At 62.3% G+C, this 17125-nt stretch carries 18 protein-coding genes; 13 read left to right on the top strand and 5 right to left on the bottom strand.

Annotated elements, in window-relative coordinates:
* Nucleotides 1-122 precede the first annotated feature (122 nt).
* On the top strand, nucleotides 123-560 hold the full coding sequence (locus I554_RS0115305) for a hypothetical protein (RefSeq protein ID WP_024574706.1): 438 nt from the start codon (nucleotides 123-125) through the stop codon (nucleotides 558-560).
* Nucleotides 553-1785: a biotin/lipoyl-binding protein gene (locus tag I554_RS0115300; protein WP_024574705.1), complete on the top strand. Its 1233-nt coding sequence runs from the start codon at nucleotides 553-555 to the stop codon at nucleotides 1783-1785. The genes I554_RS0115305 and I554_RS0115300 overlap by 8 nt, the downstream gene beginning before the upstream one ends.
* 42 nt (nucleotides 1786-1827) lie before the next feature.
* Here the strand turns inward: I554_RS0115300 and I554_RS0115295 are convergent, their stop codons facing one another.
* Complete coding sequence (locus tag I554_RS0115295; RefSeq protein WP_024574704.1) at nucleotides 1828-2943, bottom strand: cobalamin-independent methionine synthase II family protein; 1116 nt, start codon at nucleotides 2941-2943, stop codon at nucleotides 1828-1830.
* A 182-nt stretch (nucleotides 2944-3125) separates the two neighbouring features.
* On the opposite strand from I554_RS0115295, the gene I554_RS0115290 reads away from it, so the two are divergent.
* The 4 genes from I554_RS0115290 to I554_RS0115275 all read left to right on the top strand — a co-directional run bounded on the left by I554_RS0115290 (nucleotide 3126) and on the right by I554_RS0115275 (nucleotide 5190).
* Entirely contained in the window at nucleotides 3126-3584 is a 459-nt protein-coding gene (locus I554_RS0115290; RefSeq protein WP_024574703.1) for a host attachment family protein, read from the top strand.
* A 99-nt stretch (nucleotides 3585-3683) separates the two neighbouring features.
* Complete coding sequence (locus tag I554_RS0115285; protein WP_024574702.1) at nucleotides 3684-4364, top strand: glutathione S-transferase family protein; 681 nt, start codon at nucleotides 3684-3686, stop codon at nucleotides 4362-4364.
* Between the two features lie 14 nt (nucleotides 4365-4378).
* Nucleotides 4379-4717 (top strand): metalloregulator ArsR/SmtB family transcription factor, encoded by a 339-nt coding sequence (locus I554_RS0115280; RefSeq protein ID WP_024574701.1) that lies wholly within the window; start codon nucleotides 4379-4381, stop codon nucleotides 4715-4717.
* Nucleotides 4714-5190: an SRPBCC domain-containing protein gene (locus I554_RS0115275; protein ID WP_024574700.1), complete on the top strand. Its 477-nt coding sequence runs from the start codon at nucleotides 4714-4716 to the stop codon at nucleotides 5188-5190. Before I554_RS0115280 ends, I554_RS0115275 begins: the two co-directional genes overlap by 4 nt.
* Before the next feature lie 6 nt (nucleotides 5191-5196).
* Here I554_RS0115275 and purU read toward each other — a convergent pair whose 3' ends face one another.
* Nucleotides 5197-6060, bottom strand: coding sequence for a formyltetrahydrofolate deformylase (purU, locus tag I554_RS0115270; RefSeq protein ID WP_024574699.1), 864 nt, complete (start codon nucleotides 6058-6060; stop codon nucleotides 5197-5199).
* A gap of 156 nt (nucleotides 6061-6216) precedes the next feature.
* On the opposite strand from purU, the gene I554_RS0115265 reads away from it, so the two are divergent.
* Together I554_RS0115265 and I554_RS0115260 are read left to right on the top strand one after the other, a co-directional pair.
* Nucleotides 6217-7071: a uroporphyrinogen-III synthase gene (locus tag I554_RS0115265; RefSeq protein WP_024574698.1), complete on the top strand. Its 855-nt coding sequence runs from the start codon at nucleotides 6217-6219 to the stop codon at nucleotides 7069-7071.
* Between the two features lie 104 nt (nucleotides 7072-7175).
* The gene (locus I554_RS0115260; RefSeq protein ID WP_024574697.1) at nucleotides 7176-9641 is read left to right on the top strand and encodes a CoA transferase; all 2466 of its coding nucleotides are present in this window, start codon (nucleotides 7176-7178) and stop codon (nucleotides 9639-9641) included.
* A gap of 111 nt (nucleotides 9642-9752) precedes the next feature.
* Here I554_RS0115260 and I554_RS0115255 read toward each other — a convergent pair whose 3' ends face one another.
* From I554_RS0115255 to I554_RS0115245, 3 genes are all read right to left on the bottom strand, one after another.
* Nucleotides 9753-10202 carry a secondary thiamine-phosphate synthase enzyme YjbQ gene (locus I554_RS0115255; protein WP_024574696.1) on the bottom strand — a complete coding sequence of 150 codons (450 nt, stop codon included), beginning with the start codon at nucleotides 10200-10202 and terminating at the stop codon, nucleotides 9753-9755.
* 26 nt (nucleotides 10203-10228) lie between these two features.
* Nucleotides 10229-10648, bottom strand: coding sequence for a DUF1810 domain-containing protein (locus I554_RS0115250; RefSeq protein WP_024574695.1), 420 nt, complete (start codon nucleotides 10646-10648; stop codon nucleotides 10229-10231).
* Between the two features lie 75 nt (nucleotides 10649-10723).
* Complete coding sequence (locus I554_RS0115245) at nucleotides 10724-11671, bottom strand: GDP-L-fucose synthase (RefSeq protein ID WP_024574694.1); 948 nt, start codon at nucleotides 11669-11671, stop codon at nucleotides 10724-10726.
* A gap of 361 nt (nucleotides 11672-12032) precedes the next feature.
* On the opposite strand from I554_RS0115245, the gene I554_RS0115240 reads away from it, so the two are divergent.
* The 5 genes from I554_RS0115240 (at nucleotide 12033) to I554_RS0115220 (ending at nucleotide 17074) form a co-directional block, all read left to right on the top strand.
* On the top strand, nucleotides 12033-13268 hold the full coding sequence (locus I554_RS0115240; RefSeq protein ID WP_024574693.1) for a branched-chain amino acid ABC transporter substrate-binding protein: 1236 nt from the start codon (nucleotides 12033-12035) through the stop codon (nucleotides 13266-13268).
* A gap of 104 nt (nucleotides 13269-13372) precedes the next feature.
* Entirely contained in the window at nucleotides 13373-14320 is a 948-nt protein-coding gene (locus I554_RS0115235; protein ID WP_024574692.1) for a branched-chain amino acid ABC transporter permease, read from the top strand.
* Nucleotides 14317-15618 carry a branched-chain amino acid ABC transporter permease gene (locus I554_RS0115230; protein WP_024574691.1) on the top strand — a complete coding sequence of 434 codons (1302 nt, stop codon included), beginning with the start codon at nucleotides 14317-14319 and terminating at the stop codon, nucleotides 15616-15618. The genes I554_RS0115235 and I554_RS0115230 overlap by 4 nt, the downstream gene beginning before the upstream one ends.
* Nucleotides 15615-16379, top strand: coding sequence for an ABC transporter ATP-binding protein (locus I554_RS0115225; protein WP_024574690.1), 765 nt, complete (start codon nucleotides 15615-15617; stop codon nucleotides 16377-16379). The genes I554_RS0115230 and I554_RS0115225 overlap by 4 nt, the downstream gene beginning before the upstream one ends.
* Nucleotides 16379-17074 (top strand): ABC transporter ATP-binding protein, encoded by a 696-nt coding sequence (locus I554_RS0115220; RefSeq protein WP_024574689.1) that lies wholly within the window; start codon nucleotides 16379-16381, stop codon nucleotides 17072-17074. The genes I554_RS0115225 and I554_RS0115220 overlap by 1 nt, the downstream gene beginning before the upstream one ends.
* Nucleotides 17075-17125: the final 51 nt, after the last annotated feature.

Below are 17125 nucleotides of genomic sequence, written 5' to 3'. Positions count from 1 at the left end.
AACATCACGCACTTTGCTCTTGCGAAGTTCCATGCCTGTGCAAGGATGGAACTTTCGGCATGCCGATAGTTAAGATTGATCTCTGCATATGTTGACCCCAATGTTCGCAAGCGGAGCCTGCCTTGAGTGAGTCCCTTCATCCAGCCGCGCCGCACCATCTCCCGTCCTTCATCACCGCGCCCGGCGAAACCGACGTCCTGATGGTGGTCGTCGGGATCATCCTGCTCGCCTCCATTCTGTTCGTCGGCAACATCTATCTGCAAATCCATTCGCTGCCGGAGCGGATGGCGCACAAGTCACAGAAGCTGCAGTTCGAGATCGTCGCCGTGCTCTGCCTGCTCGCGCTGTTTACGCACAATCACCTGTTCTGGGTGATCGCGCTGCTGCTTGCCCTGGTCGATCTGCCCGATTTCAGCACGCCGCTGCGCAGCATTGCAGGCTCGGTTCAGAAAATGGCCGGAATTCCGCCCGATCCCGACCCGTCCGAGCCGACGATTGAAAACACCCACACGCCTCCTGCGGACGCATCCGGCAAGAGCGAGGAGCCGCGTCATGCTTGAGCTGATCCTCTGTTCGCTGCTGACGGTCTTCCCTGACTATCTTTATCGCCGTTATGCGCAAGGAAAACGGATCGGCAAGGAGATCACGCTGTTCTCCGTCTGGTACGAACTGCGCTGGGGCATCACCGCGTGCGTGTTGCTGACCGTGGCGCTGATCACCGTCATTTTCTATTTCCATCCGTCCACCACCAGCGCGACCCTTTATTACCGGACAGTCCCGCTCGTTCCCGAGACAATCGGGCGCGTCGCGGATGTGAATGTCGATTTCAGTGCGCCGGTCAAGAAGGGCGACGTCATCTTCAAGCTGGACAGCTCGAAGCAGGAAGCGGCGCTGCAAACGGCACAGCGCAAGATCGCGGAGGTCGACGCCGCGATGATCGCGGCACAGGCGGATGTCCAGAAGGCCGACGCCCAGATTCAGGAAGCCAAGAGCTCGCTGCAGCAGGCAACCGATGAACTCGAGGTCAAGCGCGAGTTGCAAAAGCGCAATCCCGGCATCGTCCCGCAGCGGGACATCGAAAAGCTTGAAGTCATCCAGACCGGGCGGCAGGGCTCGCTCGATGCGGTCATGGCGTCAAAACAATCCGCAGTGATCCGTATCACCTCGCTGCTCCCCGCCGAGAAAGCAAGCGCGGAAGCCGCGCTGGCCGAAGCGCAGGTGGATCTGAACAAGACCAGCATTCGTGCCGGCGTGGATGGCCGCGTCGAGCAGTTCTTCCTGCGGCCGGGCGATGTCGTCAACCCGATGATCCGGTCCGCCGGCGTTCTCATTCCCGAAGGCGCAGGCCAGCGCTCGCTCCAGGCGGGGTTCGGCCAGATCGAAGCCCAGGTGATGAAGGTCGGCATGGTGGCCGAAGCCACCTGCATTTCAAAGCCGTGGGTCGTCATCCCGATGGTCGTCACCAGCGTGCAGAACTTCATCGCCGCCGGCCAGTTCCGCGGCGGTGAGCAACTGCTCGAGGCGCAGCAGACGCAACGGCCGGGGTCGATCCTCGTCTTCATGGAGCCGATCTACAAGGGCGGCCTCGACGGCGTGACGCCCGGCAGCAGCTGCATCGCCAATGCCTACACCAGCAATCACGATGTGATCTCAGCCAAGGGCACCAGCACGGGCCAGCGCATCTGGCTGCACGCGGTCGACGCTGTGGGCATCGTACATGCCATGCTGCTGCGGATTCAGGCGCTGCTGCTTCCGGTCAAGACGCTGGTGCTGAGCGGGCACTGAGGAAGCTGGAATCGCGAATGATCGCCGAGAGTCATTCGCGAACTACCTGCCCCAGACCTCGTTCGCGACATCGACGACCAGGCGCAGCTTCGCCCACTGCTCGTCTTCAGTGAGGATGTTGCCCTCCTCCGTCGAGGCGAAGCCGCATTGCGGCGACAGCGCCAGCTGATCGAGCGGAACCAGCTTCGCCGCCTCCATCACGCGCTGCCGGATGTCATTTTTCGTCTCAAGCGCGCCGGTCTTCGACGTCACGAGGCCGAGCACCACGATCTTGCTGCCCGTGGGCAGGAAGCGCAGCGGCTCGAAGCCGCCCGCGCGCTCGGAATCGTATTCGAGGAAGTAGCCGTCGTAGTTGACCCGCGACAGCAGCGTCTCCGCCACCGGCTCGTAGCCGCCGGATGAAATCCAGGTCGAGCGGAAATTACCGCGGCAGACATGCGTGGTGATGGTCATGTCGGCGGGCCGCTCGGCAATCGCATAGTTGATGACGCGCGCATAGACCGCCGGAAGCGCATCAGGGTCCTCGCCGCGTCCGCGCAGCTTCGTCCTCTGATCCTCTGAGCAGAGATAGGCCCACACCGTGTCGTCGAACTGCAGATAGCGGCAGCCGGCATCGTAGAATGCCTGCACGGCCTTGCGATAGGTCTTCGCCAGATCGACGAAAAAGTCATCGATCTCCGGATAGGCGTCCTGGGAGATGGCACTGCGGCCGCCGCGGTAATGCAGCAGCGACGGCGAGGGAATCGTCATCTTCGGAACGACGCCTGCCAGATCGCATTTGTCCTTGAGCAGCTTGAAATGCTCGATCATCGGATGGCTGGCGGGAAAGTCCAGTTTGCCGGTGACGCGGATGCTTTCGCCGCGCGTGGTCATCCCGTTGAACTGGATACCGTCGGTCTTGTGTAGCGCGCAGCCGTCGAGATGTTTCAGAAAATCGAAATGCCACCATGAGCGGCGAAACTCGCCGTCGGTGGCGAGCCGCAGGCCATTCTGTTTCTGCTTCTGGACGATCTTGCCGATTTCAAGCGATTCAAGACGTTGCAATTCGGCGGCCGCGATCTCGCCCTTGGCGAAACGCGCGCGCGCCTCTTTGATGCGTTGCGGCCGCAGCAGGCTGCCGACATGGTCAGCGCGAAACGGCGGCTTCGGCCTCTGCATCATGTTCTCCGGATCGACTCATGCGCCCTGTTTTGCAGCGCTCACTACCACAAACCGGTTAGCAGAACCGAGCAAGTTTTCCGCATTGCGGCGTATGGTCGTCCCGATGAGACCGCGGGGACCGCCCGCAGGAACGAAACCGGGATGGATTGGTTGGTTTCCCAGGCATGGGAGACTTCCACATGACCAAATCCGATTTCCTTCGCATTCCCCACAACGCGTACGTCATTGTCGGCGATGGCCGAAAAGCCCTTTTCCTGCGCAACGAAGGCAACGGAGCCGCGCCCCGCCTGAAAACCGAGCAGGTTTTTCAGAACGACAATCCGCCGACGCGCGACCAGGGATCGGGCCCGCCGGGGCGCAGTTTCCAGAGCGTCGGCAGCAGCCGCAGCTCGGTCGAACAGACCGACTGGCACGAGATCGGGGAGCAGCGATTTGCCCGAACCATCGCGGACGCGCTGGAGGCTCTGGCGCGGGATCGCGACATCCCGGGCTTCGTCATCGTTGCCCCGCCGCGCGCACTTGCGGATTTGCGCCGCGCATTCGACGCCCATGTGAGAGCCCGCATCATCGCCGAAATCGACAAGGATCTGACCAGCCATCCGGTCGAGGACATCGAACGGCGCCTGACGGCGGCATAGCGCCATTCCAGCAGTAAAGTTTCCGTTTCCGGAAACTATCTGTTGCCAACAGGACCGGCCGTGATAGTTTCCGATACAAGAAACTATTTGCGAGAGCCGATGGCACTGATCCTTTATATCCACCCGCTGGCGTCGTTCTGTCACAAGGTGCTCATCGCGCTTTACGAGAACGCCATCCCGTTCCGTTCAGAGACCGTCGATTTCAGCAATCCCGCGTCGGCGTCCGCGCTGCTGGAGCGCTGGCCGGTAGGCAATATCCCGGTCCTGCATGACGGAGCGGCCGGGCGCATCATCCCGGAAACCAGCATCATCATCGAATATCTCCAGCAGAACTATCCCGGCCCCGCACCGCTTTTGCCGTCCGATACCGAGGCGCGTTTGCAGGTGCGGCTGTGGGATCGCTTCTTCGATCTCTACGTCAGCACGCCAATGCAGAAGATCGTGACGGATCGCATCCGGCCCAGCGGTCAAAACGATCCGCATGGAGTCGCCAGTGCCCGCGCGACGCTCGACACGGCCTATGCAATGATCGAGCGGCAACTGTCCGGTCAGCCATGGGCCACCGGAGAGACTTTCACGATGGCGGACTGTTCGGCGGCCTCCGCGCTGTTCTTCGCGTTCATCGTGCATCCATTCACCGCCGGTCAGACCAATCTTCAGACTTATCTGGACCAGCTTCTGGCGCGGCCTTCGATCAGACGAACGATCGGCGAGGCACGGCCTTTCTTTGAAATGTTTCCCTACAGGGACGCCATGCCTGCACGCTATCTTGCAATCTGACCGTGGGGATTCGCATGCCGGCATCGCAACAGCTCGATCACATGTTCCATGCCCTCGCCGATCCGTATCGCAGAAGCATGGTTGAGCGGCTGAGCCGCGGCCCCGCTTCGGTGAAGCAACTGGCAGACCCGATGGAGATGGCGCTGCCATCCGCGGTGAAGCACCTCAGGATACTGGAGGAAGGCGGCCTCGTGGCCTCAAAAAAGGCCGGGCGCGTCCGCACCTACACCATCAAGCCGCAGGCGCTCGCCTCGATCGGGCGATGGGTGAAGCAACGTGAGACGGCAATGAACCAGGCTTTCGACCGACTGGCGCAGGCGATAGCCGATTTTCCCGAACAGGACGGCAAATGAAGAACCAGCCCGTGGACCACGCGACTTTTGTTGTCGAGCGCATGTTGCCGGGACGCCCGCCCCATGCCTTTCGCTTCTGGTCCGAATTCGATCTGAAGCGCAAATGGACGTCATGCCACCCCGACTGGACGGTGCTCGAAGACAGTTTCGATTTCCACATCGGCGGATCGGAAGTTGTTCGCTGGCGCACCGCCGAGGGCGAGACGCGCGGATTCCGCGCGCACTATTTCGATATCGTGCCCGGCGAGCGGATCGTCTACGCGTATGAGATGACGCTCAACACGCAGCGGCTGTCGGTGTCGCTGGCGACGGTGGTGTTCGCCGCAGACGGCGCACAGACCCGGATGACTTTCACCGAGCAGGCTGCCGCGCTGGATGCCGCTGCCGGACTCGAGATGCGGGCCTCCGGGACCAGCAGCGGGTTCGACCGGCTGGCGGCGATCATGGAGCGGGAGCAGTCCCCGCTGCACTAATGAACGTCAGTCCGTGAACACCACGGTCTTGCGACCGTTGAGGATCACGCGGTCCTCGAGATGATAGCGGATCGCGCGGGCGAGCACCCGGCGCTCGATGTCCGCGCCCTTGCGCACGAGCCCTTCCGGCGAGTCGCGATGGCTGATGCGCTCGATATCCTGCTCGATGATCGGGCCTTCGTCGAGATCGCTGGTGACATAATGCGCGGTCGCGCCGATCAGCTTGACGCCGCGCTCATGCGCCTGATGGTACGGCTTGGCGCCCTTGAACCCCGGCAGGAACGAGTGGTGGATATTGATGCAGCGGCCCGACAGCTTGCCTGCGAAGTCCTCCGACAGCACCTGCATGTAGCGCGCCAGCACGACGAGATCGGTCTTCGTCTCCTGGATGATTTTCCAGACCGCGCCTTCCTGCTCGTCCTTGGTCGCGCGCGTCACCGGCAGATGATGAAACGGGATGCCTGCGAAATCGAGCCCGGCGTAAGTCTCCAGCGGATGGTTGGAGACGATCGCAGTCGGGGTCATCGGCAGTTCGCCGCGCCGCCAGCGATAAAGAATGTCGGCAAGGCAGTGATCGAATTTCGACACCATCAGCAGCACGCGCTGCTGCACGGCGCGGTCGCGCAACTGCCAGACCATGTCGAACGGCTTCGCCATCACGCCGAACCCGGCCTGAAGCGCGGCGAGGTCCGCCTTCGCGGCAGGCGAATCGAAGCTCACCCGCATGAAAAACCTGCCGGTCTCGGTGTCGCTGTATTGCTGCGCGTCGAGAATGTTCTGACCGTTGGCGAACAGGAAGGTGGAGACCGCCGACACGATGCCGGGGCGGTCCGGGCAGGACAGGGTCAGGACGAATTGCTGTGCGGACATGGGGGATTTTTTCGGTTTGGGACAGCGGACGGCGGGCGGAGCCCTCCTCTAACATCCGCGCAACAATTTCGCCAATCCCGCATGCAAAACAGGCTGGCATGGGGGTCATGGGAGCAATAGGCTGCGCCTCATCACATTCGCCGCAAACGGGTCCATATGGCTGGCAGGCTTGAAGGTTATCGCATTCTGATTCTGGAAACGCGCGAGGAAGCGCAGTTTTCGCGCCTGCTGCAGGAACAGGGCGCCAATGTGCTGCAATGTCCGATGTTCACCATCCGCGATGCACCGGACCCCGCCCCGGTTGACGCCTGGATCAGGCTGTTCATCGCCAAACCGTTCGACGATCTGGTGCTGATGACCGGCGAAGGCCTGCGGCGCATGATGAAGGTCGCGCAGCGCATCGGCCTTGATCAGGATTTCATTGCCGCCATTGCCAAAGCGAAGCGGTACGCGCGCGGTCCCAAGCCGGTGCGCGCGCTGCGCGAGATCGGCCTCGAGGCCAATGTGCAGACCGAGACGCCGACGTCCGAGGGCGTCGCCGCCATGCTGGCGCAGCAGGACCTGAAAGGCCACCGCGTCGGGCTGCAGCTTTATCCCGACAAGGACCACAGCAAACTGATCGGCGCGATCACCTCGTATGGCGCGACGGTCGAAACCGTGCTGCCCTACATCTATGACGGACAGGCGGCGGACACCAATATCGTTGCCGCAATTGACGAGATGGCGCAGCGCCGCGTCGATGCCATCGCGCTGACGAGTTCCGGCCAGGTGCGGCGTCTGGTCGACGTCGCGCGAGCGCACAATTGCGAAGACAAACTGCGCGCGGGGCTCGCACAGACGCCGGTGGCGTCGGTCGGCCCCGTAGTGTCCGACGAACTGAAAGCCTATGGCCTGCGCACCGACATTTATCCCGCCAACGAATCCTTTTTCATGAAGCCGCTGATCAGCGCGATGGCAACAGTTCTGAATGCATCGCCGCCACGTCTGCAAAACGCAGCACGGTCCCGCTGAATAGAGCATGGCTCCCGGCTTTGCCGAACGCGGCCACCCTTGCTAAGACAACCGGAAAAGATGCGCGCACGATTGTTGTGCGCCGCAAATAGACCGGGGTGGATATGCCGAACTTGCCACTGTCAGGGGTGCGCGTTGTTGAACTCGGATCGGGCGATACGCTCGGCTATTGTGGCAAGCTGTTTTCGGATTTCGGCGCAGAGGTCATCAAGATCGAACCGCAGGGCGGCGATCCCGGCCGCCGCATTCCGCCGCTGACCGATGCAGGCGGCGGACAGCGCGAGAGCCTCACCTTCGCCTGGCTTAACACCAACAAGCAGAGCATCATCGCCGATCCCGAAACGCCGGACGGCGCGAGCCGGATTCTCGACCTGCTCGCCGGCGCTGATCTGCTGCTGGATGCGCGGCATCCAGATGAGATCAAGGCGTCGCAGATTTCGCACGACCGCCTGCGCAAGGCCGATCCCGGCCTCGCGATCACCGCGATCTCATGGTTCGGCGAGCATGGCCCCTATCGCAACTATCTCGCCACCGACTCGGTGTGCCGCAGTCTCGCGGGCCTCGTGAAACTCGTCGGCCCTGTCGAAGGCCCGCCGGTGCTGCCGCGCGACGGCCAGATCGGCGTGGTCGGCGGACTGACCGCGTTCATTCCGAGCCTTGCAGGTCTTTACGGACACGAACACGGCGCGCGCCGCTTCGCCGTCAACAATCTCGAAGCAATGCTTCATATCAGCGAGTTCGACACCGGACTGGCGCTGGAATCCGGCTTCACCCGCCCGCGCCCCGGCATCAATCGCTTCGGCCGCGGCTATCCGTCCGGCAACTTCGTCACCAAGCATGGCTGGCTCGGCGTCACGGTGGTCACGCCTGCACAGTGGGTCGCGTTCTGCAAGATGCTCGACATGCCTGAGCTTGGCGCCGATCCGAAATATTCGGCGACCATCGGCCGCTTCATGCATGCGGACGAACTGAAGGCGATCATCACACCGGCGCTCTTGAAGAAGACTGCGCTGGAATGGTTCGAGATGGGCATCGAGCTGCGGCTGCCGCTTGCGGTGGTGCCCGACATGAAAGAACTGCTGGAACAGGACGTGCACCGCGAACGCGGCGCGTTCGGCACGGTCGAGATAGGCACCGCGTCGTTCGAAGGTCCGGTGCTGCCGCAATATCTGACCCGCTCACGGCCCAAGCCCAACGGACGCGCGCCGCTCCTTGGCGCAGACGACAACACGACCCTGCCCGCGCATCAGCGCAAGGCCACGCGCGCGGCAACCACGCAGGATGCGCTGCCGCTGAAAGGCCTGCGCATCATCGATCTCACCATGGGCTGGGCTGGGCCGACCGCGACGCGCCAGATGGGCGATCTCGGCGCGGACATTATTAAAGTGGAGTCGTGCCAGTATCCGGACTGGTTCCGCGGCACCGACACGCGCCCGCCCTATCATGAGGAGCGGACCTACGAGAAGACCTACTGGTTCCAGATGAACAACCGCAACAAGCGCGGCATCACGCTGGACCTCACCACCGAGACCGGCCTTTCGCTGCTCAAGCGGCTGATGAAGGACGCCGATGCGGTGATCGACAATTACGCCGCCGACGTGATGCCGCGTCTCGGCCTCAGTGTCGAAAACATTCTAAAGATCAATCCGCGGCTCATCGTGGTCACCATGCCCGCTTTCGGCATGACAGGGAAATGGAGCGGCGTACGCGCCTATGGCTCGACGCTGGAACAAGCCTCCGGTTTGCCGTCAGTGACCGGTGGCCCGGACGATCCGCCGGTGATGCTGCATGCGGCGATCGGCGATCCGATCGGCGGACTGAACGGCGCCGCCGCCCTACTGCTCGGCTTCATGCAACAGCGCAAGACGGGCGAAGGCCAGCACATCGATCTCAGCCAGGTCGAATGCATGCTGCCGATGGTTGCGCCGTCGATCCTCGAACAATCGGCCACCGGCGCGACAAGCCCGCGCATCGGCAACCGCCATCCGCAGTATGTGCCGAACGGATGTTTCCCGACGCTCGGCATCGATCAGTGGCTGACGCTCGCAGTCCGTAACAATGACGAGTGGAAGGCGCTCTGCGGCGTGATGCGGCGCGCGGACCTCGCCAACGATCCCGCGCTCGCCAGCGTGGAAGGTCGGCGCGAACATGAAGATTCGATCGAAGTCGCGATCCGTCACTGGCTTGCCGATGTGCGCCCCGACATTGCGATGGTGACATTGCAGAAGGCCGGCATTCCCGCGGGCATCGCGAAACTGCCGCAGGATCTCGCCAGCGATCCGCATCTGCTCAAGACCGGACACTGGCAGCCGAGCGACCGGCCGTTTATGGGTCCGCATCTGTTGCCGTCGGTCGCCTATCGCGAGGGCGATTCAGAATTGCCCTATCCGATCACCCATCTCGCGCCGACGCTGGGCCAGCACAATCACGAAGTGCTGCGTGAGGTGCTTGGTCTCAGCGATGCCGAGATCGCCGAGCTTGCGCGCAACGAAATCATCGGCACCGAGGCGACCTTGCCGAAACCGAAGAAGAAAAAGACCGAGGGCAAGACCGCGAGTGCGGCGAGTTAGGAGCTTCGTCGCTCCCCTGTCGTCATTGCGAGCGAAGCGAAGCAATCCATTCTTCGAAAAGGCTGGATTGCTTCGTCGCTTACGCTCCTCGCAATGACGGATGAGTTTCGTTCACCGCCCCATAAACTGCATCACCACCTCGCGGCTGTGCGGACGCGCGCGGTGCTCGATCAGATAGATCGCCTGCCAGGTGCCGAGCGCGAGCGCGCCGTTGATCACCGGGATTTGCAGGCTGACCGAGGTCAGCATGGTCTTGATATGCGCCGGCATGTCGTCCGGGCCTTCGACGGTGTGACGCCAGCCGCCATCGGCGGGCGCGAGACGCCGCAGCGAGGTGAGCAAATCCGCCAGCACATCTGGATCGGCATTCTCCTGAATGGTCAGGGATGCGGACGTATGCCGGATGAACAATGTCACGGTCCCTGTCGCACCGCCGCTCTGCGCCAGAAACCGCGCGACCTCGTGCGTGATGTCGATGAAGCCTTCGCCCCGCGTCGGCACTGTCAGCGTCGCGCTGGCGATGGTTTCAACCTCGGTGACAACAACCGGCGTCTGCTTCATGTCTGCTTTCCCGGCCTCATTGTTGCTCAAAGCCGTGCGATTGTCGCCGCATCGAATTCGCCGCCGTAGTATTTGTCGAGAGCTGCGGCGAAGTCTGCATTGTCGGCAGCAGCCCTGGCGAACAGTGTCATCGACGATTTGAATTTCATGTCGTCGGGCGACCCCAGGATCGCATGGATATCCTTGCCGGCAACCGCGTTCACCAGCCGCGTGCATTCGCGCAGCCTCGGCCCGAGCAGCGGATGTTCCAGGTAAGCCACCGCCTCCGCGCGCGAACCGATGGCATACCTTTGCGCCATTGCGCTATGCCCGAGACCTTCGATCTGCGGAAAGATGAACCACATCCAGTGGCTCTGCTTGCGGCCCGCGCGCAGCTCCGACACCACGCGCGGATAGACCGGCTGCTGTGCCTCGACAAAACGCTGAAGATCGTAGGTATCGCTCATCGCCATTCCAGAACGACAGGTAAGCAACCAACGAGCGATGTCATCGGCCGTTCCGTTTCGCTCTGCGGAATCGGACTACGGAGACCGCTCGTCCAGGTACGCCTGGTAGGCGAGCTTCATCCCGTCATCGAGGGAGGTCGAGGCCCGCCATCCAAGCCTGGCGAGTTTGCCAACATCGAGCAGCTTGCGCGGCGTGCCGTCGGGCTTCGAAGTGTCGAACACGATCTTACCGGTGTAGCCGACGGTCCGGGCGACGACATGCGCGAAATCGGCGATGGAAATATCTTCTCCGGAGCCGACGTTGATCAGGCCGCCCTCGGAATAATTTTTCATCAGGTGGATCGACGCGTCGGCCATGTCGTCGACATAGAGAAACTCGCGGCGCGGCGTGCCGGTGCCCCATACCACCACTTCCGGCGCGCCGGTTTCCTTCGCTTCATGAAAGCGGCGGATCAGCGCTGCGACAACATGGCTGTATTCGGGATGATAGTTGTCGCCGGGGCCGTAGAGATTGGTCGGCATGATGCTGATGAAGTCGCTGCCGTACTGATCGCGATAGGCTTCCGCCATCTTGACGCCGGCGATCTTGGCGATCGCATAGGGCTCATTGGTCGGCTCGAGCGTATCCGTCAGCAGCGAATCCTCGCGCAGCGGCTGCGGCGCCAGTTTCGGATAGATGCAGGAAGAGCCGAGAAACAGTAGCTTTTCGACACCCTGCACATGAGCTGCGTGGATGACGTTGGTCGCGATCAGCAGATTCTCGTAGATGAATTCCGCGCGCAGGGTGTTGTTGGCGACGATACCGCCGACCTTTGCCGCCGCATGGAATACAACCTGCGGACGCATCGCCGCAAACCAGCGGTTGGTCGCCGCCTGATCCAGCAGATCGAGTTCTTTGCGGGAAACGGTGAGGATTTCGACGTTTTCGCGCGCAAGCCGGCGCACCAAGGCGCTGCCGACCATCCCGCGATGGCCTGCCACAAAAACGCGCTTGCCTTTCAGATCAAACGGAAGGGCAGCCACGGGCAACCCCAAACCGCGGCCGCGCCGGCCGCAACTCTTCCATCAACGCTGGCATACAAAATCCCCGCTCGCGAAATCACCAAAGAGCAGTTCGGAGAAAAATACAACTGTCACCCAGCGCAATTTTGCGCGGGCTGACTGCGGGTGCGGGACGGTTCGGCGCCCTATCACGTGCGCGCCGGGACAGGCAAATTAAGCATTCTCCATCCTGCCCAAGACCGGGGCTTGCAGCCTGCGGGCCCTTGGACCACAATCCGCCGCACGAAATGGCCGCGGACGGCACAAGATCAAAATCCTCAGATCAGGATCTTGTCCGCCCACTCAAACAGGCTGTTCTCAAAGAGAATTTAGGGAGATGAGAATGCGTAAATTGATGATGGCTGCGGCGTTCGCACTGCCCATGCTAGGCGGAGCGGCGATGGCGCAGGACACCGTGAAAATCGGCTATATCGACCCGCTCTCGGGCGGCGGCGCCAGCGTCGGCGAAGTCGGCCTCAAGACCTTTCAGTATCTGGCCGATGAACTGAACGCCAAGGGCGGCATTCTCGGCAAGAAGGTCGAAATCGTTCCGCTCGACAACAAGACCAACCCGCAGGAAAGCTTGATCCAGGCCCAGAAGGCCATCGACTCCGGCGTGCGTTACCTCACCCAGGGCAACGGCTCTTCCGTGGCCGGCGCGCTGAGTGACTTCGTCACCAAGTACAATGAACGCAACCCCGGCAAGGAAGTGCTTTACTTCAACTACGCCGCGGTAGACCCCATCCTCACCAACGACAAGTGCAGCTTTGCGCACTTCCGCTGGGACGCGAATTCCGACATCAAGATGGAAGCCCTCACCAACTACATGAAGGGCGTTCCCTCCATCAAGAAGCTGTACCTCATCAATCAGGATTATTCGTTCGGCGAATCCGTGCGCACCACGGCGCGTGCGATGCTGAAAGAAAAGCGTCCTGACATCGAGATCGTCGGCGACGAAAAGCACCCGCTGCTGAAGATCACCGACTTCGCGCCTTACATTGCGAAGATCAAGGCGTCGGGCGCCGACACCGTGATCACCGGCAACTGGGGCCAGGACTTCGCACTGCTGCTGAAGGCCGCGGCTGACGCCGGGCTCAAGGTGGGCTGGTACACCTACTACGCAGGCGGCGCCGGTGGCCCGACCGCGATCAAGCAGGGCAACCTCAACGATCAGGTGTTCACGATCGTCGAAGGCTACGCCAACATCGACCACAAGGAATCGATCGAGTTCGAGAAGGCCTTCCGCGCCAAGTACGCCGGCCAGACCTTCTGGTACCCGCGCGCAGCGAACGAAATGCGGATGTTCGCGGCGGCGGCCGAGAAGGCCAAATCGCTTGAGCCCGTAAAGGTCGCTGCAGCCCTCGAAGGCCTGGAATTCGAGGTCTTCACCGGCGGCAAGGGCGTCATGCGCAAGGACGACCACCAGTTCTTCCAGCCGATGTATGTCGCCCAGTTCGGCGAGCTGAAGAACAAGGAGCCCTTCGACGAAGAGAAGACCGGCTGGGGCTGGAAGGGTGTCGCCAAGATCGATACCGACAAGACCATCCTGCCGACCACCTGCAAGATGACCCGCCCATAAGAGGTCACTGCAAGCTGGCTTCTTTCGCCAACTAGTTGTGTTCGCCCCGGCGCCTGCCGGGGTGAACACGAGACCTTCACGTATCCGGGGGGAGTGCTGGGGTCGTGCTCGAGCTCATCGTCATATCCACGTTGAACAGCGTCCTGTTCGGGATGCTGCTGTTCCTGATGGCCAGCGGCCTGACGGTCATCTTCAGCATGCTCGGCGTGCTGAACTTCGCGCATGCGAGCTTCTATATGCTCGGCGCATTCTTCGGATTTCAGATCAGCCGGTGGTTCGGGTTCTGGCCTGCCCTGCTGATCGCACCGATCCTCGCGGGCATCATCGGCGCGGGCGTCGAGCGCTACGGCCTGCGCCAGGTTCACCGCAACGGCCATGTCGCCGAACTGCTGTTCACCTTCGGTCTCGCCTTCGCGATCGAGGAGGTGGTGCAGATCATCTGGGGCAAGAGCCCGGTCGATTTCCGCGTGCCGCCGCTGCTCGATTTCCCGGCCTTCACGATCTTCTCGACCAACTACCCCGCCTACAAGATGTTCATGCTGCTGGTGTCGATCGCCATCTTCATCGCGCTGCTGGTCGTGCTGAAGCGGACGCGGGTCGGCATGATCGTTCAGGCCGCCCTCACCCATCCGCACATGGTCGGCCATCTCGGCCACAACGTCGGACGCATCTTCATGATGGTGTTCGGCGTCGGCACCGCGCTCGCCGCAGTCGCCGGCGTGATCGCAGGCCCCGCGCTGGTCACCCAGTCGAACATGGCCGGTCTTCTCGGACCCATCCTGTTCGTGGTCGTGGTGGTTGGCGGGCTCGGCTCGCTGCCGGGCGCATTCATCGCCTCGCTTCTGATCGGCTTCGTGCAGACCTTCGCGGTGTCGATGAACGGCTCGCTCTCGGAAGTGTTCGGGCCGCTCAGCCCGGCATGGTCGTCAACATGGGTGGCTGATATCTGGAACGTCACTGTGGCGCAGATCGCGCCGATCATGCCCTATGTGCTGCTGGTGCTGATCCTCGCGCTCCGTCCGATGGGTCTTTTGGGGACGCGTGAAACATGAGCAACATCACCTCACGCGCCGCGCCGCCGCCACCGACCGCTGCCGACAATCTCAAGTTCTACGGACTGTGGGCTGCCGTCGCCATTTTCCTGCTGGTGCTGCCGAAGGTCTTCGGCTCGGGCGGCGCCCTGACGACATTCAGCCTGATCGGCATCTCGATCATCTTTGCGCTGTCCTACAACATCCTGCTCGGCCAGACCGGCATGCTGTCGTTCGGCCACGCGGTCTATTACGGCCTCGGCGGCTTCCTCGTCATTCACGCCATCAACATCATCGGCGCCAACAAGTGGGCGATCCCGCTGCCGCTGGTGCCGCTGATCGGCGGACTCACGGGTCTTGTGTTCGCGATCCTGCTCGGCTGGGTGTCGACACAGCGCTCAGGCACTGCATTCGCCATGATCTCCCTCGGCGTCGCCGAACTGGTCGCCTCCTCCGCGCTGATCCTGCGGACGTTCTTCGGAGGCGAAGCCGGCATCTCGGCCAACCGCACCAAGCTGCTGAGCTTCTTCGGCTGGAACTTCGGCCCGCAAATCCAGATCTACTATCTGGTCGCGGCCTGGACGCTGATCTGCATGATCGCGATGTATGCGCTGACCCGCACGCCGCTGGGACGGATGTGCAACGCGGTTCGCGACAACCCGGAACGCGTGCAGTTCGTCGGCTACGATCCGCATGTGGTCCGCTATATCGCGTTCTGCTTCTCGGGCTTCTTTGCCGGCATCGCAGGGTCGCTCGCCGCCATCAACTTCGAGATCGCGAACTCTGCCTATCTCGGCGCGGTGCAGTCCGGCACGGTGCTGTTCGCGGCCTATATCGGCGGCATCGGGTTCTTCATCGGCCCGATCGTCGGCGCGATCTTCGTCACGATTCTCTCGCTCGGCCTGAGCGACCTGACGACGGTCTGGCAGCTCTACTTCGGCCTGTTCTTCATCGCGGTGGTGATGTACGCGCCCGGCGGCATCACCGGCCTTTTGATGATGCATCGCCCGCTCATCAGGGGCGGCACACTCGGCAGCGTGCTGCCGTCCTATGCCGTGGCGCTGGTCCCCACGCTTGCGCTGATGATCGGACTGATGCTCGGGATCGAATCTATCGTGCACTACACGATGAATCCGATGGAAGATCCGAACATCAAGGCGTTCGGCATTCCGTTCAATGCCGCAAGCCCGATCACATGGGCCGTGTCGCTGATCCTGATCGTCGGCGGCTTCATCGTCTCGCGGATGACATGGAAGCGGGTCGCCGTGGCCTGGGACGAGGCGCTGACCGTAGCACGTGCGAAGGAGTTGGCGGCATGACCTCGGACGTGAAACCCAACGCCATCGAAATCCGCGACGTTCAGAAGAGCTTCGGCATCACCAAGGTGATCCGTGACCTCAACCTGAAAGTGGCGCAGGGCGAACGCCATGCCCTGATCGGCCCGAACGGCGCCGGCAAATCGACCACGTTCAATCTCATCAGCGGCTACATGGCGCCGACCAGCGGCGAAGTCCTGATGCGCGGCGAGCGCATCGACGGCCTCGCGCCCTACCAGATCAACCGGCGCGGCCTGTCGCGCAGCTTCCAGGTCACCAACGTCTTCGCCAACATGACGGTGTGGGAAAACCTGCGCTGCGCCGTGCTGTGGGCGACGGGACATAAATACGCGTTCTGGAAAAGCGTCGACAAGCTGCCGGAAGTGCGCGAGCGCACCGCGCAGATTCTGGAAGACATCAACCTCACCTCGCGGCGCGACATCCCGGCCGGTCTTCTGACCTATGCGGAACAGCGCGCGCTGGAAATCGGCATCACGATCGCGGGCGGCGCCGACGTCATCCTGCTGGATGAACCGACCGCCGGCATGAGCCATGCCGAGACCGAGCGCGCGGTGGATCTGATTCGCCGCCTCACCGTCGGCAAGACGCTGCTGATCGTCGAGCATGACATGAGCGTGGTGTTCGGCCTCGCCGACCGCATCTCCGTGCTGGTCTACGGCCATATCATCGCGTCGGGAACGCCCGAGGAAATCCGTAACAGCCCGAAGGTCAAGGAAGCCTATCTCGGCGAGGAGGCTGCCTGATGTTGGAAGTCCAGGATCTGCACGCCTATTACGGCAAAAGCCACATCCTCCAGGGCGTCGATATGCATATCGGCGCCGGCGAGGTCGTCAGTCTGCTCGGGCGCAACGGCGTCGGACGCTCGACCACGGTCAAGGCGATCATGGGCGAGGTGCCGCCGCACGGCGTCATCAAGTTCAAGGGCCAGGAGATTGCCGGCCTGCCGAGCTACAGGATCGCGCATCTCGGGCTTGGCTACGTTCCCGAACATCGCGACATCTTCCCCGGCCTCACCGTGCGGCAGAACCTGCTGCTCGGGATCAAGGACACCAAGCGTCCGGGCAAGTGGAAGCTCGAGGACATGCTCGAGATGTTCCCCAACCTCAAGGCGCGCGCCGATACGGCCGCAGGCGTGCTGTCCGGCGGCGAAAAGCAGATGCTGACCATCTGCCGGACGCTGATGGGCGATCCCGAACTCATCATGATCGACGAGCCGACCGAAGGTCTGGCGCCGCTGATCGTGCAGCAGGTCGGCGACCTGATCGCGGAAATCGCCAAGCGCGGCGTGGCGATCCTTCTCGTCGAGCAGAAGCTCTCCATCGCCATGCGCATCTCCCATCGGCTTTACGTCATGGGCCATGGACGGATCGTGTTCGAGGGCACCCCGGCCGAGCTCAAGGCCAATCAGGCCATCCGCAAGGAATGGCTCGAGGTGTGATATCGTCCGCCCCGCGGCGTAGAAATTACGCCGCGGAATTGCGGATGCATT

Source organism: Afipia sp. OHSU_II-C1, assembly GCF_000497575.1.
Taxonomy (GTDB): Bacteria; Pseudomonadota; Alphaproteobacteria; order Rhizobiales; family Xanthobacteraceae; genus Afipia.
Note: the sequence above shows the minus strand (reverse complement) of the source record. Positions and strands in the feature narration are given on the sequence as shown.